The organism is Streptomyces sp. NPDC053426, from assembly GCF_055585405.1.
The window spans coordinates 157304-179509 of the sequence record NZ_JBVJKE010000011.1; the positions used below are offsets into that span (position 1 = coordinate 157304).

The window sequence follows — 22206 nt, forward strand, 5'->3', positions numbered from 1 at the left end:
CTCCTAGTGTGTCCTTTCAGTGACTTCCTTCGACACCTCCCCGCAACTGAACGTCTGGCGCATGCTGCTCGCGCTCGCCGTCGTTTTCGTGATGCTGGCGACCACGGGCTGGACGGCGCTGCGCCATCAGCGCCACCCCACTCCGCTCCAGGCGTCGCTCAACGCGTGGGAGCACGGCCGGATAGCCGGCCACCGGCTGCCGGACCCGGATTCGGCGCCCGCGCGGCTGGCCCGGTTCTTCGCCTCCCTCACCGTGGGGCAGCGCGCGAGTCTCGCCCGCCGCTACCCGCTCGCGGTCGGCAACATGAACGGCGCACCGGTCCAGCTGCGCTACCGCGCCAACCGCATCGCGCTGGGGCAGGCCCGCAAGGTCGAGCTCGAACGCGTGCACGACAGCCGTCTCACCGCCTCGGGCCAGCGGCAGGCGGCACGCCGGATGGACCGCTTCGAGGCGCTGATGCGCCCCGGCCGGCACATCCTCGCCTTCGACCCGTCGGGCTCCGGCCGGGTCGCCGAGGTCTTCGGCGACCTGCGCAAGGCCGAGCGGGTCTCGGTCGTGGTCCCCGGTGTCGACACCGACCTGCTCACCTTCCAGCGCACGAACCGCGCGTACTCGGCCCCCGCCGGCATGGCGAAGTCCCTGTACGCGGCGGAGCGCGCCGCCGACCCCACGACCCGTACGGCCGTGATCGCCTGGGCCGACTACACCGCCCCCCGCGGGCTCGGCATGGACGCGGCCACGGCGATGCGCGCCGAGGACGGCGCGGTGCGGCTGGACGCGCTGGTGCGCGGACTGCCCGGGATCGCCCCGGTCTCGCTGTTCTGCCACAGCTACGGCTCCGTGGTGTGCGGGATCGCCGCGCACGGTCTGCCGGAGCGGGTGGCCGACATCGCGGTGGCCGGCAGCCCCGGCATGCGCGTCGAGAACGCCTCCCAACTGCGCACCACCGCCCGGGTGTGGGCGATGCGGGACGCCGACGACTGGATCCAGGACGTGCCGTACCTGGAGCTCGGCGGCCTGGGCCACGGGGCCGACCCGGTGACGGCGGAATTCGGTGCGCGGGTGCTGTCGGCACGGGAGGCCGAGGGCCACGCCGGGTACTTCGTACCGGGCACGGACAGTCTGCGGAACTTCGCCGAGATCGGTGTTGGCGCATACCGCGCGGTGTCCTGTGCGGACGAGGACGACCTCTGCCGGACGGGTTTGTCCGGTACGACCACTACCGGACGCGCGTAGAGGCGGAGATACTGCGGTATGCGTGGGGAAGGGACGGAGAAGCTCGTGCCGCATACGATGAGCCGCATGGGTGACGTACTGGCCGGATTTCATGCCGCCTGGGAGTTCGAGTCCGACTCCGTGCTCATCCGGTACGAACGGGGGATTCGAACACCCAAGCTGTTCCAGGCGCTCGGGGAGCGGCGTGTTCCGCTGGAGGCGGTCGAGGGGGTGACCCTCGCGCCCGGGAAGCGCGGGACGGTGGTCCTGCGGATCGAGCTCCGGCCCGGTGCCGATCCGCTGATGGAGGCCGCCGCCGGGCAGTTGAAGGAGAGCAGCGACCCCTACCGGCTGGTGCTGCCCGCCGAACGCGAGACGCTCGCCGAGTACTACGCCGACGAACTGCGCGCGCAGCTCACCGAGTCCGGGCCCGCCGAACGCCATCTGGTGGCCGCGCCCGAGGCGCCGCTGCAGTTCAAGGCGTACGACGGGAAGGCGACCTTCGACGGCAGCGCGGTGGCGTTCCGGTGGTTCTGGACGGGGGCGTCGTCGGCGAAGTGGAAGGCCGGGGACCAGCGGTTCCCGGTGGGTGAGCTGAGCGGGGTGGAGTGGCGGTCGCCGGAGGTGTTCGAGGGGCATCTGCGGTTGCTGCGGCGGGACGCGGGGGCTCCGCCGGCGCAGGCCGACCAGGATCCGGCCGCCGTGGTGTTCGGGCTGGGGTACGGGCCCGTGCACGAGTCGTTGCCGTTCGCGGCGGCCGTGCTGGCCGCGGTGCGCAACTGCGCGCCGGTGCCGGCGATATCCACGGCGCGGGCGCGCCGTGATCCCGCGGACATCGCCGAGCGGATCCGGCACTTGGGGGAGCTTCATCAGGCCGGCCTGGTGACCGATGAGGAGTTCTCCTCCAAGAAGGCGGAGTTGCTCGCGGAGCTTTAGCGTTCCGCCTAGTGCGGTTGTGTTTCGGCCCACGGCCGTTTGTGGCTGGTCGCGCAGTTCCCCGCGCCCCTGGGTGGGTTGTTCTACTCCCTGCCTGCGGAAGTGAACGCCATGTCCTTGTAGCGGGTGCCCGCCACCTTCTTGGCGATGGGCTCCAGTAGGGCCAGTTCCTCCCGCGTCAGGGTGATGTGGGTCGCCGCCGTGTTCTCCTCCACCCTCGTCGGCTTGCGGGTGCCCGGGATCGGGATCACCGGGAGGTTGTGGAGCTCCGCCTGCTGGTGGACCCAGGCCAGGGCGATCTGGCCCGGGGTGGCGTCGTGGGCCTCGGCGACGGTGCGGATCGGGTCCAGCAGCGCCGCGTTGGCCGTCGCGTTGGCGCCCGTGAAGCGGGGCATCTGACGACGGAAGTCGTCGGCCGTCAGGTCCTGGTCGGCGTCGGCGAAGGATCCGGTCAGGAAGCCGCGGCCGAGCGGGGAGTACGGGACCAGGGTCACGCCCAGTTCACGCGCGGCCGGTACGACCTTCGCCTCGATGTCCCGGCTGAACAGCGACCACTCCGACTGCACGGCGGCGATCGGGTGCACCCCGTGCGCGGCGCGCAGTTCGCCGGCCGTGACCTCGCTCAGGCCGAGCTGCTTGACCTTGCCCTCGCGCACCAGCTCGGCCATGGTGCCGACGGTCTCCTCGATCGGCACGTTCACATCGCGCCGGTGCATGTAGTAGAGGTCGATCACGTCGACGTCCAGACGCTTCAGGCTCGCCTCGACGGCCTCGCGGATGTACGGCGCGTCGTTGCGGATGACCCGCCGGGTCGGGTCCTCCGGCGGGATCGACAGGGCGAACTTGGTGGCGACGACCACCTCGTCCCGGTGCGCCTTGAAGAAGGGGGCGAGGAACCGCTCGTTCTCCCCCGCGCCGTACGCGTCCGCCGTGTCGTACAGCGTGACGCCGAGCTCCAGGGCCCGCTCCAGGGTCGCCCGGGAGGCGTCCGCGTCCGTGGGCCCGTACGCGAAGCTCATGCCCATGCAGCCGAGGCCCTGCACGCCCACCTCGGGGCCGCCCTCGCCCAGTGCCGCCGTACCGATCATGCCGTTGGTCATCGTGCCCTCTCCGACGCCAGGGCGCGCCCTGCGTCCGCGTAGAAACCGATCTTCCGGTCGAGCACGGCGAGCGTGCCCTGGAGTTCGGCGATCCGGGACAGCACGTCCTCGCGGGTCTGCTTCAGCAGTTCGAAACGCTCGGTGTACGTGTGGTCGCCCGCGCGGACCAGTTCCGCGTACCGCACCATGTCCGCGACCGGCATCCCGGTCAGGCGGAGCTTGCCGACGAGGGCGAGCCAGTCGAGGTCGCGGTTGCTGTAGCGCCGCTGGCCGGTGTGGGACCGGTCGACGTGCGGCATCAGCCCGATGCGCTCGTACCAGCGCAGGGTGTGCGCCGTCAGCCCGGTGAGGGCGACGACCTCGCTGATCGTGTACTTGTCCGCGCCGTCCGGCCGCCGATCCCCCTGCGGCGGCCCGGCGCAGGTGTCCGCGCCGGCCCCCGTGGTGGTCTCCGTCTCCGTCACCGTCATGACCCCCACGCTAAAACCCTGGAGTGCACTCCAGGCAAGCGGCGAAGATGAGAAACGGACGGGACGCGGAGGCGGGTGGCTGATTAGCGTACGGCCATGATCTCTGTACGCCGTGCGACACCCGAGGACGCGGAGGAAGTACTGCGTCTGCGCCAGGTGATGATCGACTCGATGCCCCTGTCCGACCCGTCCACGGCCTGGCACGCCGAGTCGCTGCCCGTGCTGCGCGACAGGCTGTCCGAGCCGGACGGCACCTTCGTGGCGTTCGTCGTGGACCATCCGGAGCGGCCGGGCGCGCTGGCGGCGCTGGTGGCCGGCTCGCTGGAGTACCGCATCGGCGGCGCGCGCAATCCGCACGGCACCGACGGCTACGTCTTCAGCGTCGCCACCGACCCGGACGCCCGCCGCCGCGGCTACGCGCGCGGGTGCATGGAGGCGCTGCTGGAGTGGTTCCGCGAGCGCGGCGCCCGGCGGGTCCGCCTCACCGCGTCCGCGCAGGCGGAGCCGCTGTACGTCGCGATGGGCTTCAGGCCCAAGCCGGACCCCTTGCTGGAGCTGACCCTCTGAGCGCTTAGGCTCGACGGCATGTCGCTGAAGAGCCTCGCGTTGATCGAGAACTGGCCGGTTCCCACCGCCGCGGCGGGTGTCGTACGGGCGGACGGCACCGTCCTGGGCACGCACGGCCCCGCCGGGCACCGCTTCCCGCTGGCCTCGGTCACCAAGCCGCTGGCGGCGTACGCGGTGCTCGTGGCGTACGAGGAGGGCGCGATCGAGCTGGACGAACCGGCAGGCCCGGAGGGCTCGACGGTCCGGCACCTGCTCGCGCACACCTCGGGGCTCGCCTTCGACGAGCACAAGGCGACCTCGGCACCGGGTGAGCGGCGGCTGTACTCGAACGCCGGTTTCGAGCAGCTCGGCGACCACGTCGCGAAGGCGACGGAGATCCCGTTCGCGGAGTACCTGCGGCAGGCGGTGCTGGAACCGCTGGGGATGACGCGGACGTCCCTCGACGGCTCCCCGGCGAAGGACGCCGTCTCCACGGTGGACGACCTGCTGCGGTTCGCGGCCGAGGTGCAGGCGCCGCGCCTGCTCGACCCGCGCACGGTCGCCGCGGCGATGACGGTCCAGTACCCCGGCACCAAGGGCGTCCTGCCCGGCTACGGCCACCAGAACCCCAACGACTGGGGCCTCGGCCTCGAGATCCGCGACTCCAAGTCCCCGCACTGGACGGGCGCGTCGTCCTCCCCGCGCACCTTCGGCCACTTCGGCCAGTCGGGTACGTTCCTGTGGATCGACCCCGACGCGGGCGCGGCCTGCGTGGCCCTGACGGACCGCGCCTTCGGCCCCTGGGCGATCGAGGCGTGGCCTCCGTTCACCGACGTGGTGCTGGCGGAACTGCGCGGCTGAGCCCCGCGCACCGGCCGGCGGCCCCCACGACCACCGGCCGGCCCCGGCTCCCCGCGCCGGTCAGCCGCCCGTCGGCGGCTGGTCCTACGCGGGGAGGGCCCACAGGACCCAGTACGGGTCGTCCCAGTCGCAGTAGTAGTTCACGTACCCGTGGGCGAGGGCGTACTGCCCGTCGTCCACGCACGCGAGTTTGTCCCTCCATCCGGAGATCGCTATGTAGCCCCAGGGGTTGGTGCCGGCGGCGGACGCCGGGGCCGCGGTCAGCGGAATGGTGACCAGCGCGGTACCGATCGCGGCAGCGGCGATACGGGAACGCCACGACTTCATACGTCTCTCCTCGTGGATGGAACCGGACCCTGCGACGCAGGACATCGGCACCCTGTGCGGCTGAACAGGAGACACAACGGCGGAGCCACGACGATGGTTCAAGGCGCGCAGGGATCCGGTGACTCAGGGTCCGGCCTCGGCCTCGACGGGCGCCGCCCGACACCGTCCCAGGCACTCGAACCACACCGTCTTGCCCCGCCCGCCGGGACGGACGGTGACGCCCCACCGGTCGGCGACCGCGTCCACGATCACCAGCCCGCGCCCGCTCTCACCGAGCCCGCCGCCGACGGTCCGCGCGGGCAGCTCCGGGCAGTCGTCCGCGACTTCCACCCGCACTCCGCCGGGCCGGAGCAGGAAGCAGATGCGGCAGCGGCGGCCGGGCACGTGCCGTACGACGTTGGCGACCAGCTCGGTGAGCGCCAGCTCTGCGGCGTCGGTCACCTCGGCCAGTCCCGAGCCGACGAGGTACAGCCGCAGGATGCGGCGCAGATGCCGGGCCGAGTGCTCCCCCATGGCGAACTCGGCGTGGTACTCGGTGCGGATGTCCGCCGCCTGCGGATCAGTTACGTGATTCACGTCATAATCATGCGACGCTCCGCATACGCTTGACTACGGAACGAAACGAACGCCGTGAGGCGTTGAAGTGAGGTGCCGCCGTGGTCAACATCCAGTCGCTCGACCCCACCGCTTCCCCGCTCGACTACTACGGCTGGGAACTGCGCCGCCAGCGCGAGGCGCACGGCCTCAAACAGGGGCAGCTCGGCGAGATCATCTTCTGCACGGGCTCGCTGATCGGCCAGATCGAGACCACGAAGAAGGTCCCGACGCGGGACTTCTCCGAACGCGTGGACGCGGCCCTCGGCACGGACGGCCTGTTCTCCCGCCTCATCGGCCTGGTGCTGCGCAGCCAACTCCCCACGTGGTTCCAGCCGTACGCGGAGATGGAAGCGAAGGCGGCGTACATCTCGACGTACCAGGCGCAGTTGGTCTACGGGCTGTTGCAGACGGAGGAGTACGCGCGGGCAGTGCTCAGCGTGGAGAACCACAGCAAGGTGGACGAGGTGGTGGCGGCCAGGATGGAGCGCCAGCGCATCCTCAAGCGTGCCCAACCACCCGCACTCTGGGCAGTCCTGGACGAGGCCGCTTTGCTCAGAGAGATCGGTGGGCCCGACGTCATGCGTCGGCAACTCGCTCACCTGTTGTCCTTCAGAAGCAATCCCTGGGTGGAGGTCCAGATCCTGCCCTTTCGTCCGGGCCAACACGCCGGAATGATGGGGTCGTTCAATCTTCTGAGGTTTGACGACAACCCCGATCTGTTCTACATGGACGGCTACGACCAGGGTCACATGACGGCCAATCCGAACGTGATCAAGGAGCGCTCGGTCGGCTACGCTCGACTTCAAGCCTCAGCCCTCTCCCCCGAGGACTCGGCAAGACTGATCACCCGCGTGATGGAGGAACGCTATGCGACCCAGCACCGCACTGAGGAACGTTGAGTGGCGTAAGTCCAGTTACAGCGGAAGCAACGGCGGGGATTGCGTCGAATGCACCGTCACCGACGGTGCCTCTTGGCGCACGTCCTCGTACAGCGGCAACACCGGCGGTGATTGCGTAGAGGTCGCCCCCGCCTGCCCCACCGGAACCGTCCCCGTCCGCGACAGCAAGAACCCCTCCGGCCCGGTCGTCACCGTCGGCGCCGGTGCCTGGCAGGCGTTCGTCGACGCTCTGCGGTAGTCCGCGCATCGGGTCGCCGGCACGGCTCAATGCGGTTCCCTCGCCGGGCACACCGCATCGAGGCGCGAGATGCGCCAACCGTCGCCGAGCGGGCCGCCGTTCGCGGTCATCAGCACTCCCGAACGAGCTTCGCCGAAGCCTTCCAACTCCTCACCGGGCTCGGCCTGTTCGTACCGGCGCCGGAGGCCCGTAGCGGCTGGACCGCGCTGGCGCCGGACACGGCGCTGCGCAATCTGCTGCTGGAGGAGGAGCGGCACACCGGCTCCCTGCCGGCCGCCGTGCAACAGACCCGTTCCGCGCTGGCACAGGTCGTCGCGGCCCTCCAGGGCCTCGCGCACCCACACCTGCTCCAAGTGCCTTTCCTCCCGGAAACGCGGTCGCGCCGGCGCGGCGGCTCGCTCGCCCCGCAGCTCCCACAGGAGCAGTTCGGTGGGGTGACGGCGACGGCCTCGACATCCTTCGCGTCCGTGATGCGGGCCGCGTCGCCCGGTCCCGGTTCCTCGCCGTCCGGGCGGATGCCGCCGTGGACGACCTCGTAGCGCGGGTCGCCCCCGGGCTCCAGCGGCGCCGGCCACATCTGGAGGAAGGGGAGAGGGCGGTCGTCGGCGTTGTGTTCCACATGGCGGACGCCGGACGCGGTGTTCAGGCTCTGTACGTCGCCGATGAATATGCTCGGGGCTCAACGAACGGGGAGGGGCGCAGCGTTGGACGAACTGGTACCGGGCGATCCCCGGGAGGTCGGGCCCTACCGGCTCCTCGGCAGGCTCGGCAGTGGCGGAATGGGGCGTGTCTATCTGGGCCGGTCCCCGTCGGGCCGCAGGGTCGCGGTCAAGGTGGTCAGGAACGACATCTCCGACGACCCCGGGTTCCGTGGGCGCTTCCGCCGCGAGGTCGAGTTGGCGATGAAGGTCGGCGGCTACTGGACCGCCGCGGTGGTGGACGCGGATCCGGAGGCCCCCGAGCCGTGGATCGCGAGCGAGTACATCCCCGGGCCTTCACTGCACAGCAGGATCGCCGACGGCGGCCCGCTTTCGACGGCCGAGGTACGCGACCTCGGCGCCGGGCTGGCGGAGGCGCTGGTCTCCATCCACGCGCTGAACCTGGTCCACCGGGACCTGAAGCCCTCCAACATCCTGCTGACGGACACCGGCCCCCGCGTCATCGACTTCGGCATCTCCAAGGCCCTGGAGAGCTCGGGCACGAGCACCGCGCTCACCCACACGGGCGTGGTCATCGGCACCCCCGGCTTCATGTCTCCGGAACAGGCCACCGGCGCGCAGGTCGGTACGCCGAGTGACATCTTCTCCCTCGGCACGGTCCTCGCCCACGCCGCCACCGGTGTGGAGCCCTTCGGCAGAGGCACCCCGGTCGCTCTGCTCTACCGGGTCGTCGGCGAGGAACCGGACCTGTCGGCCGTTCCCGACGAACTGCGCGGCACCATCGCCCTGTGCCTGGCGAAGGACCCGGCGCGCCGGCCTTCGGCAGCCGCGCTGGTCGCTCTGTTCACGGGCGGTGAGCTCCCGACCGAGCCGGTCCCGGCGGCCGTGCCCACGGTCGCGTACACCCGCGGCATGGATGCCGCCGATGCCGCGGAACCGGCGGCTCCCGTGAGGGCGGAAGCCCGGCCGGCTCACACCGACGCTCCGCTGGAGCTCATCGACGGCGGCGAGGACCGCTTCCGGGGCATACGTTTCCGGCGCCTGTTCCAGGGGCTCCTGCAGGTGGCGGCGCTGGGGACGATACCCCTGGGCGTGGCCGTCGTGCAGGGCGTGGACGTGATCGCCAACTGGGCTGCCGTCCTGGCCTTGTACCTGACCTTCGCGGTACCCACCGCCGCTTATTACTGGGCGGCCTGCCGCCCCTTCCGGGAGGTCTCCGAACTGGGCGTCGGCCACGAGGGAGTCACCCTTCGACGCGGTCACGACATCGCCGAGCTGCCCTGGCGCGAGTTCGAACGCGTCCTGATGTCGGTCGGCTCGGCACCGTACTCCGTCACTCTCTTCTGCCGCTTCCGCGACCCCGGCGAGATCGACGTCACCGGTCTTCCGGCCAAGACGGTCTCCGTGCGTCCGCCGCTGGCGACCTTCACCCTCCTGGCCCTGAACCGGGCCGAACGCAACGCCTCCTGCTCCGAAGTCCACCAGGCACTGGGGGCTTTCGCCCCGCCCGGCGTCTACCAGCCGCACCCCAAGGTCCTCAAGCGGACCGCCCTGCACGGTTCCACCCGTTGACCTCCGGGCGACCCGCCGGGCGGGCTCCGTCTAAACGGCCCGCATCTCCCACAGCAGCAGCTCCGCCGCCGGGCTCACGGCGACCGCCTCGACGTCCTTCGCGTCCGTGAGGCGGGCCGCGTCGCCCGCGCCCAGCAGTTCGCCCTCCAGTTCCACCTCACCCCGCACCACATGGACGTACACGCACGCGGCGTCGGGGACGGCGGTCCGCTCCCCTGCGCCGAGCCGGCGTACGTGGAGCATCGCGCCCGCCTCCGGGAGGGCGTACGGGGTGGAGTCCGCTATGCCGGGGACGACCTCGTAGCGCGGGTCGCCCCCGGGCTCCAGCGGCGCCAGCCACATCTGGAGGAAGGTGAGGGGGCGGTCGCCGGCGTTGCGTTCCACGTGGCGGACGCCGGACGCGGCGCTCAGGCGTTGTACGTCGCCGGGGCGGATCACCGTCTCCCGGCCCGTGGAGTCCCGGTGGGTCAGCTCGCCCTCCACCACCCACGTCACGATCTCGGTGTGGCTGTGCGGATGCTCGTCGAAGCCGGCGCCGGGGGCGAGGTGCTCCTCGTTGCAGGCGATCATCGCGCCGAAGCGCAGGTTGTCCGGGTCGTAGTGGGGGCCGAAGGAGAAGGCGTGCCACGTCTCGATCCCGGCCGCCGGATCACCGCCCTGGTAGCGCTCGTGCGCGCGCCGTACGTCCGTCACGGAGTCCACCGTAGACCCGGCGACACGCGCGGCCGTACCGATAAGGCAGTCTTGTTCCCGTGCCCGAACCCGAAACCAGCACCAACGAAGCCGCCGCACGCCCCGCCCATCCGCATGCCGCGACGCTGAAGCGGCTGGAGAGGTCGTCCGGCAGTCTCGCCGCGCAGGCGATCGCGCGGATGGACGAGACGCTGTCCTGGTACCGGGCCATGCCCCCGGAGAACCGTTCCTGGATCGGCCTGGTCGCGCAGGCGGGCATCGCCGCGTTCACCGAGTGGTTCCGGCACCCCGACGCCCCGCAGGCCATCTCCACCGATGTGTTCGGCACAGCGCCGCGCGAGCTGACCCGGGCGATCACACTGCGGCAGACCGTGGAGATGGTGCGCACCACCATCGAGGTCATGGAGTCCGCCATCGACGAGGTGGCGGCGCCCGGCGACGAGAGCGTGCTGCGCGAGGCGCTGCTCGTGTACGCGCGGGAGATCGCCTTCGCCACCGCCCAGGTGTACGCGCAGGCCGCCGAGGCACGGGGTGCCTGGGACGCGCGGCTGGAGTCGCTGGTGGTGAACGCGGTGCTCAGCGGCGAGGCCGACGAGGGGGCCGTGTCGCGGGCCGCCGCCCTGGGGTGGAACTCGCCCGATCATGTGTGCGTGGTGCTGGGCACCGCGCCCGACGGGGACTCCGAGCTGACCGTGGAGGCCATCCGGCGGGCCGCCCGGCACGCCAAGCTCCAGGTGCTGACCGGGGTGCTCGGCGACCGGCTGGTGGTGATCGCGGGCGGCAGCGACAATCCGCTGGGCGTCGCGAAGTCGCTGATCGGGCCGTATGCGGCGGGTCCTGTCGTCGCCGGTCCGGTGGTTCCCGATCTGCTGGCCGCGACCCGGTCCGCGCAGGCCGCCGCGGCGGGACTCAAGGCGTGTTCCGCCTGGCAGGACGCCCCGCGCCCGGTGCTGGCGGACGATCTGCTGCCGGAGCGGGCGATCGCCGGAGACCCGTCCGCCCGCGAGCAGTTGGTGGAGGAGATCTACAGACCGCTGGAGGAGGCCGGCGCCGCGCTGCTGGAGACGCTCAGTGTCTATCTGGAGCAGGCGAGCAGTCTGGAAGGCGCGGCGCGGATGCTGTTCGTTCATCCCAACACCGTTCGTTACCGGCTCCGACGTGTGACTGACGTCACCGGATGGTCACCCTCCGATGTACGCTCTGCGTTCACACTGCGGATCGCGCTGATCCTGGGGCGTCTGGCCGACGGCGATCTCCATCCCTAGCCTTTTGTCGGGGCCCCACAAAACCGCCTCCTGTTCTTCGTCCTTGTCCCCACGGGCGGCCGTGGCCGCCCCCAAGAGAGAGTGTGAGAGTGCTCGTACTCGTCGCTCCCGGCCAGGGTGCCCAGACTCCCGGCTTTCTGACTGAATGGCTCGACCTCCCCGGTGCCGGGGAGCGCGTCGCCGCGTGGTCCGACGCCATCGGACTCGACCTCGCCCACTACGGCACGAAGGCCGACGCGGACGCGATCCGTGACACGGCCGTCGCCCAGCCGCTGCTGGTCGCGGCCGGGCTGCTGTCCGCCGCCGCGCTCGGAGACGTGGCACCCGGTGCCGTCGCCGGTCACAGCGTCGGTGAGATCACCGCCGCCGCCTTCGCGGGCGTCCTCGACGACACCGCCGCGCTCTCCCTGGTCCGCAAGCGGGGTCTGGCCATGGCCGACGCCGCCGCGATCACCGAGACCGGCATGGCGGCGCTGCTCGGCGGCGACCCCGAGACGACCGTGGCGCACCTGGAGAAGCTGGGCCTGACCCCGGCGAACATCAACGGAGCGGGCCAGATCGTCGCGGCCGGCACCTTGGAGCAGCTCGCCGCGCTGGAGGCGGACAAGCCCGAGGGCGTGCGCCGGGTCGTCGCGCTCAAGGTGGCCGGCGCCTTCCACACCCACCACATGGGTCCCGCCGTGGACACGCTGGCGAAGGCCGCCGAGACCCTGACGCCGGGCGACCCGAAGGTCACCTACGTGTCGAACAAGGACGGCGAGGCGGTCGCGACCGGCGCCGAGGTGCTTCAGCGCCTGGTCGGCCAGGTCGCCAACCCGGTCCGCTGGGACCTGTGCATGGAGACCTTCAAGGAGCTCGGCGTCACCGCCCTCCTGGAGGTCTGCCCCGGCGGCACGCTGACCGGCCTCGCCAAGCGTGCCCTGCCCGGTGTGAAGACGCTGGCCCTGAAGACCCCCGCCGACCTCGACGCGGCCCGCGAGCTCGTCGCCGAGCACGCCTGACGCCCTTTAAGGAGCCGACCCGCATGGCGAAGATCAAGCCCAGCAAGGGCGCCCCGTACGCGCGCATCCTCGGCGTGGGCGGCTACCGGCCCACCCGGGTCGTGCCGAACGAGGTGATCCTGGAGACGATCGACTCGTCCGACGAGTGGATCCGCTCCCGCTCCGGCATCGAGACCCGGCACTGGGCGTCCGACGAGGAGACCGTCGCCGCGATGTCCGTCGAGGCGTCCGGCAAGGCGATCGCGGACGCCGGGATCGACGCCTCGCAGATCGGCGCCGTCGTCGTCTCGACCGTCTCGCACTTCAGCCAGACCCCGGCCGTCGCGACCGAGATCGCCCACAAGCTGGGCACGGACAAGGCCGCCGCCTTCGACATCTCGGCCGGCTGCGCGGGCTTCGGCTACGGGCTGACGCTGGCCAAGGGCATGGTGGTGGAAGGTTCCGCCGAGTACGTGCTCGTCATCGGCGTGGAGCGGCTGAGCGACCTGACCGACCTGGAGGACCGGGCCACGGCCTTCCTGTTCGGTGACGGCGCGGGCGCGGTGGTCGTCGGCCCCTCCCGGGAGCCCGCGATCGGCCCGACCGTGTGGGGCTCGGAGGGCGACAAGTCCGAGACCATCAAGCAGACCGTGCCGTGGACGGACTACCGCGACGGGACCGTCGAGAAGTTCCCCGCGATCACGCAGGAGGGCCAGGCGGTGTTCCGCTGGGCCGTGTTCGAGATGGCGAAGGTCGCTCAGCAGGCGCTGGACGCGGCCGGGATCACCGCGGACGAACTGGACGTCTTCATCCCGCACCAGGCCAATGTGCGGATCATCGACTCGATGGTGAAGACCCTGAAACTGCCGGAGCACGTCACGGTCGCCCGTGACATCCGCACCACCGGCAACACCTCGGCCGCCTCGATCCCGCTCGCGATGGAGCGGCTCCTGGCGACCGGCGAGGCGAAGAGCGGCGACACCGCGCTCGTCATCGGCTTCGGGGCGGGTCTCGTCTACGCCGCTACGGTCGTTACTCTCCCCTAGGCACTCCGTGCCGGACCGTGCGTCCGGTACGCGAGGAACCACCACCCCATCCTCTGGAATCACAACGAAGGAGCGCCACCATGGCCGCCACTCAGGAAGAGATCGTCGCCGGTCTCGCGGAGATCGTGAACGAGATCGCCGGCATCCCGGTTGAGGACGTCCAGCTGGACAAGTCCTTCACCGACGACCTGGACGTCGACTCGCTGTCCATGGTCGAGGTCGTCGTCGCCGCCGAAGAGCGCTTCGACGTCAAGATCCCGGACGACGACGTCAAGAACCTCAAGACGGTCGGCGACGCGACCAAGTACATCCTCGAGCACCAGGACCTGGGCAAGTAGGTCCGAGCCCTGCCGGGCCTTCCTCACGGGAGGCCCGGAGGCCGGGGCGCCCCGGCCCCGCCACCCGGCGGTGGCGCCGTAGGAATCCTCGTAATCCGTTGGAGAAAGAATTCCGATGAGCCCGACCAATCGCACCGTGGTCGTCACCGGTATCGGCGCAACCACACCACTGGGTGGCGACGCAGCCTCGACCTGGGAGGGACTGGTCGCCGGACGTTCCGGCGTCAAGGCCCTCACGGAGGAGTGGGCCGCCGAGCAGGCGGTCCGCATCGCGGCCCGGGTGGCCGTGGAGCCCACCGAGGTCATCCCCCGGCCGCAGGCCCGCCGCCTGGACCGCTCGGCGCAGTTCGCGCTGATCGCGGCCAAGGAGGCGTGGGCCGACGCCGGCTTCGAAGCCAAGGCCGGTGAGGACCCGAGCGTCGACCCGGACCGGCTGGGTGCGGTCATCGCCTCCGGCATCGGCGGTGTGACGACCCTGCTGGACCAGCACGACGTGCTGAAGGAGAAGGGCGTACGCCGTGTCTCCCCGCACACCGTCCCCATGCTGATGCCGAACGGCCCGTCCGCGAACGTGGGTCTCGCGGTGGGCGCCCGCGCCGGTGTGCACACCCCGGTCTCCGCGTGCGCGTCGGGTGCGGAGGCCATCGGCTACGCCATCGAGATGATCCGCACCGGCCGTGCCGACGTCGTCGTCGCGGGCGGCACGGAGGCGGCGATCCACCCGCTGCCGATCGCCGCGTTCGGCAACATGATGGCGATGTCCAAGAACAACGACGACCCCGAGGGCGCGTCGCGTCCCTACGACGTCGCCCGTGACGGCTTCGTCATGGGTGAGGGCGCGGGTGTCGTCGTGCTGGAGTCCGCCGAGCACGCCGCCGCGCGTGGCGCCCGCGTGTACGCGGAGGCGGTCGGGCAGGGCATCTCGGCCGACGCGCACGACATCGTGCAGCCGGAGCCGGAGGGGCGGGGCATCTCGCACGCCCTGCAGAACCTGCTGGAGCGGACGGATCTGGATCCGGCGGAGATCGTGCACGTCAACGCGCACGCGACGTCCACGCCGGCCGGTGACATCGCGGAGCTGAAGGCTCTGCGGAAGGTGTTCGGGGACCACGCGGACCACTTCGCGGTCTCCGCGACGAAGTCGATGACGGGGCATCTGCTGGGCGGGGCGGGCGGGGTGGAGTCCGTGGCCACCGTGCTCGCGCTGTACCACCGGGTGGCTCCGCCGACGATCAACGTCGAGAACCTCGATCCCGAGGCCGAGGCGGCGGCGGATGTCGTTCGGGGAGAGGCGCGGAAGTTGCCCGTGTCCGGGCGGATCGCCGCGTTGAACGACTCGTTCGGGTTCGGTGGGCACAACGTGGTGCTGGCGTTCCGGTCCGTGTGACCTGGGCTGTTCGAAGGGCCTTCACCCCTGGCGGGGTGGGGGCCCTTCGCCGTGCGGCGCCGTGGGGGTGTGCCGGGAGTTTTTTCGCCCCCGCCGCCCTTACCCTTCCCGTCCTCAAGGGGCTTCGCCCCTTCGACCCCAGGGGGAGATCGGTCGGGTGCGGGTTCGTCGTGGCTTGTCGCGCAGTTCCCCGCGCCCCTATCGGGGCGCGTTTTGCTAGACCACCTGGTGGAGCCAGCGGACCGGGGCGCCTTCGCCTGCGTAGCGGAAGGGTTCCAGTTCGTCGTCCCAGGGCTTGCCGAGGAGTTTGGCGATCTCCGATTCCAGGTCGGTCTGTTCGGTCTGGGAGCGGGTCAGGGCGGCGCGGAGGCGGTCCTCGGGGATGAGGATGTCGCCGTGGATGCCGGTGACGGCGTGGAAGATGCCCAGGTCGGGGGTGCAGCTGTAGCGCTCGCCCTCGGCGGTGGGGCAGGGTTCCGAGGTGACCTCGAAGCGCAGCATCTGCCAGCCGCGCAGCGCGGAGGCGAGTTTGGAGGCGGTGCCGGCCTGGCCCTGCCAGGAGAACTCCGAGCGCCAGGTGCCGGGGGCGGCGGGCTGGCGGATCCAGTCCAGGCTGACGCGCGTGCCGAGCACCCCGGCGATGGCCCACTCGACGTGCGGGCACAACGCGCGCGGCGCGGAGTGCACGTACAGAACTCCACGAGTCGTCACCGGAACCTCCGGACGGAACAGGCGCGGTCCGGGTGGACCACGTTGATGGCGAGGCTACCGTGCGACGGCGCAAGGAGTGTGACGTACCGTCGGTCCCGGTGCCGGGAAACCTCCAGCATTCACCCGGCAGGACGCCTGTACGGGTGTGCAATGAACACACCACGACACGCGGGGAGGCGATGGATGGAGCGGGCGATGCGGAGACACGGACGCCGTTCACGGACCGTGCTCGCCGTCATGACGGCCGTCGCGCTGGGTGTGACCGGCTGTGACGCCGCCGGCGGCGGCTCCCCCGCCCCGTCGGGCACGGCGGCGGAGAAGGTGCGGCCGTCCCCGAAGCCCACGCCCGTGTGGGACACCAGTCCGGAGTCGGTCGCCGCCGTGGGGGACTCCATCACGCGCGGTTTCGACGCGTGCGCGGTGCTGACGGACTGCCCCGAGGTGTCGTGGGCGACGGGCGGCAGCGAGGAGGTCGACAGTCTCGCCGTACGGCTGCTGGGGCGGGCGGGGGCGGCCGAGCGGAGCTGGAACTACTCGGTGACCGGGGCCCGGATGGCGGACCTGCCGGGGCAGATGGCGCGGGCGGTGCGGCGGAGTCCGGAGCTGGTGGCGGTGATGGCCGGGGCGAACGACGCCTGCCGGGAGACGACGTCGGCGATGACGTCGGTGGATGACTTCCGCGCCGACTTCCAGGAGGCCATGCGCACGCTGCGCGAGGCGCTGCCCAAGGCGCAGGTGTATGTGGCGAGCGTGCCGAACCTGAAGCGGCTCTGGTCGCAGGGGCGGACCAATCCGCTGGGCAAGCAGGTGTGGAAGCTGGGCATCTGCCCGTCGATGCTGGGCGACGCGGACGCGCTGGACGCGGCGGCGACGCTGCGGCGCGAGACGGTGCAGAACCGGGTGGAGGACTACAACGAGGTGCTGGAGGAGGTCTGCGCGAAGGACCGCCGCTGCCGCTTCGACGGCGGCGCGGTGTACGAGTACCGTTTCGGCACCGACCAGTTGAGCCGCTGGGACTGGTTCCACCCCAGTGTCGACGGGCAGGCCGAGCTGGCCGAGATCGCGTACCGCACGGTCACGGCGAAGCAGCCGTGACTTATTGTTTCGCACATGAACGAACTCTTCGGCACACTTTCCGACGGCACGCCGGTGCACCGTTGGACCCTGGAGCGGGCGGGCGTACGGGTACGGATCCTGTCCTACGGCGGGATCGTGCAGGACGTCGAGGTGCCGGACCGGGACGGGCGGACCGGGAACGTGGTGCTGGGGTTCTCCGACCTGGACGGCTACCTCCGGCACCCGGAACCCTTCCTGGGCGCCCTGATCGGCCGGTACGCCAACCGGATCGCGGGCGCCCGCTTCTCCCTGGCCGGGCGCGACCACACGCTCGCCGCGAACAACGGGCCGAACTCGCTGCACGGCGGTGAGCGGGGCTTCGACAAGCGGGTGTGGGACGCGAGCCCGGTCGAGCACGGTCTGCGGCTCTCCCTGGTCTGCGAGGACGGCGAGGAGGGCTTCCCGGGCCGTCTGGAGGTCTCCGTGACGTACACGCTGGGCGAGCGGGGCGCGCTGGGGATCGCGTACGAGGCGGTGACGGACGCGCCGACGCACGTGAACCTGACGAACCACTCGTACTGGAACCTGGCCGGCGCCGGCTCCGGCAGCGCGGCCGGGCACGAGCTGCGGCTCGCGGCCTCCCGCTACACCCCGTCCGACGCGGACCTGATCCCGAGCGGGGAGCTCGCCGACGTCACCGGGACCCGTTTCGACTTCCGTGAGGCGCGGAAGGCGGGCACCGGGTACGACGACAACTTCGTGCTCGACAAGGGGGTGACGGCGGCCGCCGAGGAGGTCGCCGAGCTGTACGACCCGGCGTCGGGCCGGGTGCTGACGGTGGCGACCACCGAGCCCGGCATGCAGCTCTACACCGCGGACCACATCGGGGAACCCTTCGCCCCCGGTGACGGCATCGCGCTGGAGACCCAGCACTTCCCGGACTCCCCGAACCGTCCGGAGTTCCCGAGCACGGTGCTGAAGCCGGGTGAGGTGTTCCGGTCGGAGACGGTGTACGGGTTCGGGGTGCGGTAGCCCGGCCTCCGCTCACGCACAAGCCCCGGTCCGGGGTCAGGGTCCCGGACCGGGGCTGCTCATGTGGGTGCTTCCCGGATCAGACGTTAATCGTTGCGGTGAGATCAGGGTCCTCGATCAGCATGCCCGCTTGAATCTCGTACGAAGCCTTCACATATGGCCGTGTTGCGGTGGGCCGGGGGTGGGTCGCGCTGCCCGGCGCTGTACGGGGTGCCCCGGCGTGGGTGTGGGCCGGAGGGTGTCTGCGCAGCCCGGCGCTTGCGGGGTGCCGTCGCGCCCACCCGTGCCGCCCCAGCGGCACGACTGCCCGCGGATTGCGGAGGGGCTGCCCGCGGAGGGCGGGGGCTGCCTGTGGTTGACGTGGGGCGTGGCGGGCGGGCGATACTGCGGCCTTCGGCATCCCGTACCCCACGACGACGGAAGGCCCAACTTCCTTGAGATCCGTACGTGTTCGCATCGGTGTTCTCGGGCTGGCCCTGTTGACCGGCCTCACCGCCCCCACGACCGCGACCGCCGCCGAGACGGCGTCCTCCCCCACCGTCGAGGAGCGCCGCCTGGACGGGGACGCTCCGCAGGAGATACTCCGCCGTTCCGGGTTCGCCGACGTGGCGCCGGAGTTGGCCCGCGCGCTCGACCGCACGCACTCCTACGCCCAGGCCCGCCGTGTCGTCGTGCGCGAGGGGACCGCGTTGTGGCGCAGGGCCGTCGACCGGGCGCAGGGGCGCGGTCCGGCGGGTGGTGACCTCAGCCGGGACGACGACCGGCCGCTGTACTGGGCGCGGCTCGGGATGACCCGTGAACTGCGCGCCTGGGAGCCGGGGTTCCGGCTGGGCGACGAGCGGCGGGAGCGGCTGCTCGACGAGCTGGAGCGGGCCTCGCGCGGGCAGACCACTGTCCGCCATCCGCACGGGAAGGGCGTGAAGCGGGTCCTGCTGACCGGTTTCGACCCGTTCACCCTGGACCGGGACATCCGTATCTCCAACCCGTCCGGCGCCGTCGCGCTCGCCCTGGACGGCACGGTGATCGAGACCGCGGACGGCCCCGCGCGCGTCGAGACGGCCGTGTTCCCGGTGCGCTGGCGGGACTTCTCGGAGGGGACGGTGGAGCGGGCGCTGCGGCCGCATCTGCCGGAGGTCGACCTGTTCACCACCGTCAGCCAGGGCCGGGTGGGCCGCTTCGACGTCGAGCGGACCAACGGGGCCTGGCGGGGCGGCTTCGGGGACAACGAGAACGTCGGCCGCACGGAGACGATCCCGGTCAGCGACCCGGCCTCGCAGCCGCAGTGGACGTCCACGACACTGCCGTACGCGCAGATCGTCGCCGCGGACACCGGACGGTTCCCGGTGTACGACAACACGAGCGTGACCGAGATCCCGGCGGGCGGCACCGAGCCCGTCGTACGGCCTCAGGGGCCGACGCCCGGCTCGACGGCGCGGGCCGGGGGCGGCGGGGACTACCTGTCCAACGAGATCGCCTACCGGGCGACCCTGCTCCGGGACCGGCTCGGGCTGCACGACAGGCTGCCGGGCGGACATGTGCACACGCCCGTGCTGCAGTTCGGCGCCGGGAACACCACCGAGGTCACCGACCCCGAGTTCGTACGGAACCGGCTGGACATCATCGACCAGGTGCGGTCGATCGTGGCCGTGGCGGTCAGTGCGACGGAGCGAACGCGAGGCTGACGCCGAGACCGGCCAGGACGGATCCGATCACCTTGTTGAGGACCTTCTGGCCGCGCAGCATCAGGGTGCGCATCCGGTCGTGGGAGAAGAACACGGCGACGACGCCGAACCACAGCAGGTGGGCGAGCGACATGAACAGCCCGTAGCCCACCTGCTGGAGGACCGGGGTGCCGGGGCTGACGACCTGCGCGAAGGTCGAGACGACGAACAGGGTCGTCTTCGGGTTGAGGACGTTGGTCAGGAAGCCGGTGCGCAGCGCCGCGAGCGGGGTCAGCCCCGTCCTGTTCTCCAGGTCGACGGTGACCTCGCCGCGGGTGCGGAAGGTGCGGACGCCGATGTACACGAGGTAGGCCGCGCCGACCAGCTTGATCACCGTGAAGAGGAAGGTCGAGGAGGCGATCAGCAGGCCGACGCCGAGCATCGTGTAGGTGACGTGGACGAGGACACCGGCGGCGACGCCGAGCGCGCCGAGCAGACCGGTGCGGCGGCCGTGGAGGTAGCTGTTGCGGACCACCATGGCGAAGTCGGCGCCCGGCGCGATCACGGCCAGGACGGTGATGACGGCGACGGCGAGCACCTCGGTCACGACGAGACGCCCTCCTCCTCGGACTCCTCGGCGTCGTCCCCGGCGGTCTCCTCACCGAGCAGGTCGCGGGCCATCAGCGTGGCGCCGGCGACCGCGCCGGGCATCAGGAACACGGCGACGAACGGGACGAGGAACGCCAGCCCCAGGGGTGTGCCGAAGCCCCAGACGAGGGTCTTGCGGGAGCGCAGCAGGCGGAGCCGCTCGCGCAGTTCGACCCCGCGCCGCTGGAGGGCGACGGCGGTGAGCTCCTCGGTGAGGAAGAACCCGGTGACGAAGAACCCGATCACCGGTACGACGGTCTGCCCGACCACCGGGATGAACCCGAGCGCGAACAGCAGCACGCCCCACACCAGGGCCCGTACGACGATACGGAGGCTGTCGCGGGCCGAGATCCACAGCTCCCGCCACAGCGGCAGCCCCGACTCGGGGGCGGTGCCGTCGGGCGAGACGTCCCGGTCGACCTCCTCGGAGAGCTTCTCGTAGAACGGCTGCCCGATGAGCAGGGTCACCGCGGTGAAGGTGAGCACGGACAGCAGCAGGCCGAGCGCGAACAGCACGGCGGTGAGGAAGCCGCGGAACAGCCCGGCCCAGGGGCTGGACCAGTCGTCGGCGAACGGTGTCGCCCACGCGACGAAGTCCTCCCCCCACAGCGCCAGCGCGACCAGCGCCGCCGCGTACAGCACGAGGGTGATCAGCCCCGGCAGCAGCCCGAACCCGAACTGCCTGCCGTGCCGGGCCACCCACCGCTGGCCCTTCATGAGATACCGGAAACCCGCCCCAAGATCGCGCATGGGGGAGACCCTATCGGGGCGCCGTCCCCCGGTACGGGCAAGGGCCGCACCCCACGTCCAAGGGTGCGGCCCCCGTCGTACGCAACGACCGTCACCGGTGCCGCGTCACGGCCGGGTCAGAGCTTGACGATCATCTTCCCGGTGTTGTCGCCGCGCAGGACGCCGAGGAACGCCTCCAGGTTGTTCTCGATGCCCTCGACGACCGTCTCGCGGTACTTCAGCTCGCCCGAGCGGACCCAGGGGCCCACCTCCTGGACGAACTGCGGCTGGAGGTCGTAGTGGTCGCCGACGAGGAAGCCCTCGATGCGGCCGCGGGTCTGGATCAGCCGGGCGAGGTTGCGGGGGCCGGGGGCGGGCTCGGTGTTGTTGTAGACCGAGATCATCCCGCAGACCGCGATACGGCCGTCCCGGTTGAGGGAGCCGATGGCGGCCTCCAGGTGGTCGCCGCCGACGTTGTCGAAGTAGACGTCGACGCCGTCCGGGGCGGCGGCGCGGAGCTGCTCGCTCACGGGGCCGTTCTTGTAGTTGAAGGCGGCGTCGAAGCCGTACTCCTCGACGAGCAGCTTCACCTTCTCGTCGGAGCCGGCCGAGCCGATCACCCGCGAGGCGCCCTTGAGCCTGGCGAGCTGCCCGACCTGGCTGCCGACGGCGCCCGCGGCACCGGAGACGAAGACGGAGTCGCCCTCCTTGAAGGAGGCGGTGCGCAGCAGGCCGGCGTAGGCGGTGAGGCCGGTCATGCCCAGCACGCCCAGGTACGCCGAGAGGGGCGCCGCCTCCGGGTCCACCTTGACGGCGTTCTTCGCGTCCACGACGGCGTACTCGCGCCAGCCGAAGAAGTGCAGGACGTGGTCGCCGACGGCGATCCCCTCGGCGTTCGAGGCGACGACCTCGCCGACGGCGCCGCCCTGCATGACCTTGCCCAGCTCGAACGGGGCGACGTAGGACTTCGCGGCCGACATCCTGCCGCGCATGTACGGGTCGACGGAGAGGTACTCGTTCCGTACGAGCACCTGCCCCTCGGCCGGGGCGGGGACCTCCTTCTCGACGAGGGCGAAGTCCTCGGGCTTCGGCCAGCCGACGGGGCGGCTCAGCAGATGCCACTCGTGGCCGGTGGTGGGGAGTGTGGGGGCGGTCATGGCCTGGCACCTTTCCTCGGATAGTTCAGTACCTGAAACAACCATGCGGCTGAATATTTCAGGATGTCAAGCAAACGGGTAC

General features: G+C 71.3%; 25 protein-coding genes. 16 read left to right on the plus strand and 9 right to left on the minus strand.

Annotated features, from left to right (window positions below):
- The first annotated feature begins 19 nt into the window (after positions 1 to 19).
- Both ACZ62B_RS23055 and ACZ62B_RS23060 read left to right on the plus strand, forming a co-directional pair.
- Positions 20 to 1237: an alpha/beta hydrolase gene (locus tag ACZ62B_RS23055; RefSeq protein WP_344564794.1), complete on the plus strand. Its 1218-nt coding sequence runs from the start codon at positions 20 to 22 to the stop codon at positions 1235 to 1237.
- A 66-nt stretch (positions 1238 to 1303) separates the two neighbouring features.
- Positions 1304 to 2152 carry a DUF4429 domain-containing protein gene (locus ACZ62B_RS23060; protein ID WP_344564792.1) on the plus strand — a complete coding sequence of 283 codons (849 nt, stop codon included), beginning with the start codon at positions 1304 to 1306 and terminating at the stop codon, positions 2150 to 2152.
- An 83-nt stretch (positions 2153 to 2235) separates the two neighbouring features.
- Here ACZ62B_RS23060 and ACZ62B_RS23065 read toward each other — a convergent pair whose 3' ends face one another.
- Positions 2236 to 3252: an aldo/keto reductase gene (locus ACZ62B_RS23065; RefSeq protein ID WP_469691888.1), complete on the minus strand. Its 1017-nt coding sequence runs from the start codon at positions 3250 to 3252 to the stop codon at positions 2236 to 2238.
- A complete protein-coding gene (locus tag ACZ62B_RS23070) occupies positions 3249 to 3722 on the minus strand; it encodes a MerR family transcriptional regulator (protein ID WP_344564788.1) in 474 nt (157 codons plus the stop codon). Before ACZ62B_RS23070 ends, ACZ62B_RS23065 begins: the two co-directional genes overlap by 4 nt.
- Before the next feature lie 96 nt (positions 3723 to 3818).
- Here ACZ62B_RS23070 and ACZ62B_RS23075 point away from each other — a divergent pair, with 96 nt between their 5' ends.
- Both ACZ62B_RS23075 and ACZ62B_RS23080 read left to right on the plus strand, forming a co-directional pair.
- Positions 3819 to 4289 (plus strand): GNAT family N-acetyltransferase, encoded by a 471-nt coding sequence (locus ACZ62B_RS23075; RefSeq protein WP_344564786.1) that lies wholly within the window; start codon positions 3819 to 3821, stop codon positions 4287 to 4289.
- A gap of 18 nt (positions 4290 to 4307) precedes the next feature.
- On the plus strand, positions 4308 to 5129 hold the full coding sequence (locus ACZ62B_RS23080; protein WP_469691890.1) for a serine hydrolase domain-containing protein: 822 nt from the start codon (positions 4308 to 4310) through the stop codon (positions 5127 to 5129).
- 84 nt (positions 5130 to 5213) lie between these two features.
- Here the strand turns inward: ACZ62B_RS23080 and ACZ62B_RS23085 are convergent, their stop codons facing one another.
- Both ACZ62B_RS23085 and ACZ62B_RS23090 read right to left on the minus strand, forming a co-directional pair.
- Positions 5214 to 5456, minus strand: a complete 243-nt coding sequence (locus tag ACZ62B_RS23085; RefSeq protein WP_469691892.1) for a hypothetical protein — start codon at positions 5454 to 5456, stop codon at positions 5214 to 5216.
- Positions 5457 to 5579: 123 nt separating this feature from the next.
- On the minus strand, positions 5580 to 5969 hold the full coding sequence (locus ACZ62B_RS23090) for an ATP-binding protein (RefSeq protein WP_468725034.1): 390 nt from the start codon (positions 5967 to 5969) through the stop codon (positions 5580 to 5582).
- A 143-nt stretch (positions 5970 to 6112) separates the two neighbouring features.
- Between ACZ62B_RS23090 and ACZ62B_RS23095 the strand changes: the two genes are divergently transcribed.
- The 4 genes from ACZ62B_RS23095 (at position 6113) to ACZ62B_RS23110 (ending at position 9421) form a co-directional block, all read left to right on the plus strand.
- Positions 6113 to 6952 (plus strand): helix-turn-helix domain-containing protein, encoded by an 840-nt coding sequence (locus ACZ62B_RS23095; protein WP_469691894.1) that lies wholly within the window; start codon positions 6113 to 6115, stop codon positions 6950 to 6952.
- Entirely contained in the window at positions 6921 to 7190 is a 270-nt protein-coding gene (locus ACZ62B_RS23100; protein ID WP_469691896.1) for a DUF397 domain-containing protein, read from the plus strand. The genes ACZ62B_RS23095 and ACZ62B_RS23100 overlap by 32 nt, the downstream gene beginning before the upstream one ends.
- 29 nt (positions 7191 to 7219) lie before the next feature.
- Positions 7220 to 7729 (plus strand): hypothetical protein, encoded by a 510-nt coding sequence (locus ACZ62B_RS23105; RefSeq protein ID WP_468724954.1) that lies wholly within the window; start codon positions 7220 to 7222, stop codon positions 7727 to 7729.
- Positions 7730 to 7894: 165 nt separating this feature from the next.
- Complete coding sequence (locus ACZ62B_RS23110; protein WP_469691898.1) at positions 7895 to 9421, plus strand: serine/threonine-protein kinase; 1527 nt, start codon at positions 7895 to 7897, stop codon at positions 9419 to 9421.
- A gap of 30 nt (positions 9422 to 9451) precedes the next feature.
- Here the strand turns inward: ACZ62B_RS23110 and ACZ62B_RS23115 are convergent, their stop codons facing one another.
- Positions 9452 to 10114, minus strand: coding sequence for a pirin family protein (locus ACZ62B_RS23115; protein ID WP_469691900.1), 663 nt, complete (start codon positions 10112 to 10114; stop codon positions 9452 to 9454).
- Between the two features lie 59 nt (positions 10115 to 10173).
- On the opposite strand from ACZ62B_RS23115, the gene fasR reads away from it, so the two are divergent.
- From fasR to fabF, 5 genes are all read left to right on the plus strand, one after another.
- On the plus strand, positions 10174 to 11379 hold the full coding sequence (gene fasR / locus ACZ62B_RS23120) for a fatty acid biosynthesis transcriptional regulator FasR (RefSeq protein WP_468889398.1): 1206 nt from the start codon (positions 10174 to 10176) through the stop codon (positions 11377 to 11379).
- An 89-nt stretch (positions 11380 to 11468) separates the two neighbouring features.
- Positions 11469 to 12380, plus strand: coding sequence for an ACP S-malonyltransferase (locus ACZ62B_RS23125; RefSeq protein ID WP_344564765.1), 912 nt, complete (start codon positions 11469 to 11471; stop codon positions 12378 to 12380).
- A gap of 23 nt (positions 12381 to 12403) precedes the next feature.
- Positions 12404 to 13405 (plus strand): ketoacyl-ACP synthase III, encoded by a 1002-nt coding sequence (locus ACZ62B_RS23130; RefSeq protein WP_344564763.1) that lies wholly within the window; start codon positions 12404 to 12406, stop codon positions 13403 to 13405.
- 80 nt (positions 13406 to 13485) lie between these two features.
- Complete coding sequence (locus tag ACZ62B_RS23135) at positions 13486 to 13743, plus strand: acyl carrier protein (protein ID WP_344564761.1); 258 nt, start codon at positions 13486 to 13488, stop codon at positions 13741 to 13743.
- Positions 13744 to 13858: 115 nt separating this feature from the next.
- Positions 13859 to 15130 (plus strand): beta-ketoacyl-ACP synthase II, encoded by a 1272-nt coding sequence (gene fabF / locus ACZ62B_RS23140; RefSeq protein ID WP_344564758.1) that lies wholly within the window; start codon positions 13859 to 13861, stop codon positions 15128 to 15130.
- Positions 15131 to 15346: 216 nt separating this feature from the next.
- Here fabF and ACZ62B_RS23145 read toward each other — a convergent pair whose 3' ends face one another.
- On the minus strand, positions 15347 to 15841 hold the full coding sequence (locus ACZ62B_RS23145; RefSeq protein WP_344564755.1) for a DUF3145 domain-containing protein: 495 nt from the start codon (positions 15839 to 15841) through the stop codon (positions 15347 to 15349).
- 195 nt (positions 15842 to 16036) lie between these two features.
- On the opposite strand from ACZ62B_RS23145, the gene ACZ62B_RS23150 reads away from it, so the two are divergent.
- The 3 genes from ACZ62B_RS23150 (at position 16037) to ACZ62B_RS23160 (ending at position 19611) form a co-directional block, all read left to right on the plus strand.
- A complete protein-coding gene (locus ACZ62B_RS23150; protein ID WP_469691903.1) occupies positions 16037 to 16936 on the plus strand; it encodes an SGNH/GDSL hydrolase family protein in 900 nt (299 codons plus the stop codon).
- 15 nt (positions 16937 to 16951) lie between these two features.
- Positions 16952 to 17929 carry an aldose epimerase family protein gene (locus ACZ62B_RS23155; protein ID WP_468889395.1) on the plus strand — a complete coding sequence of 326 codons (978 nt, stop codon included), beginning with the start codon at positions 16952 to 16954 and terminating at the stop codon, positions 17927 to 17929.
- A gap of 434 nt (positions 17930 to 18363) precedes the next feature.
- Entirely contained in the window at positions 18364 to 19611 is a 1248-nt protein-coding gene (locus ACZ62B_RS23160) for a pyroglutamyl-peptidase I (RefSeq protein WP_469691905.1), read from the plus strand.
- Here the strand turns inward: ACZ62B_RS23160 and ACZ62B_RS23165 are convergent.
- The 3 genes from ACZ62B_RS23165 to ACZ62B_RS23175 form a co-directional block, all read right to left on the minus strand.
- Positions 19583 to 20197 carry a LysE family translocator gene (locus ACZ62B_RS23165; protein ID WP_344564749.1) on the minus strand — a complete coding sequence of 205 codons (615 nt, stop codon included), beginning with the start codon at positions 20195 to 20197 and terminating at the stop codon, positions 19583 to 19585. The genes ACZ62B_RS23160 and ACZ62B_RS23165 overlap by 29 nt on opposite strands.
- Positions 20194 to 20988: an EI24 domain-containing protein gene (locus ACZ62B_RS23170; RefSeq protein WP_344564747.1), complete on the minus strand. Its 795-nt coding sequence runs from the start codon at positions 20986 to 20988 to the stop codon at positions 20194 to 20196. The genes ACZ62B_RS23165 and ACZ62B_RS23170 overlap by 4 nt, the downstream gene beginning before the upstream one ends.
- Before the next feature lie 116 nt (positions 20989 to 21104).
- Positions 21105 to 22124, minus strand: a complete 1020-nt coding sequence (locus ACZ62B_RS23175; protein ID WP_344564746.1) for an NADP-dependent oxidoreductase — start codon at positions 22122 to 22124, stop codon at positions 21105 to 21107.
- Positions 22125 to 22206: the final 82 nt, after the last annotated feature.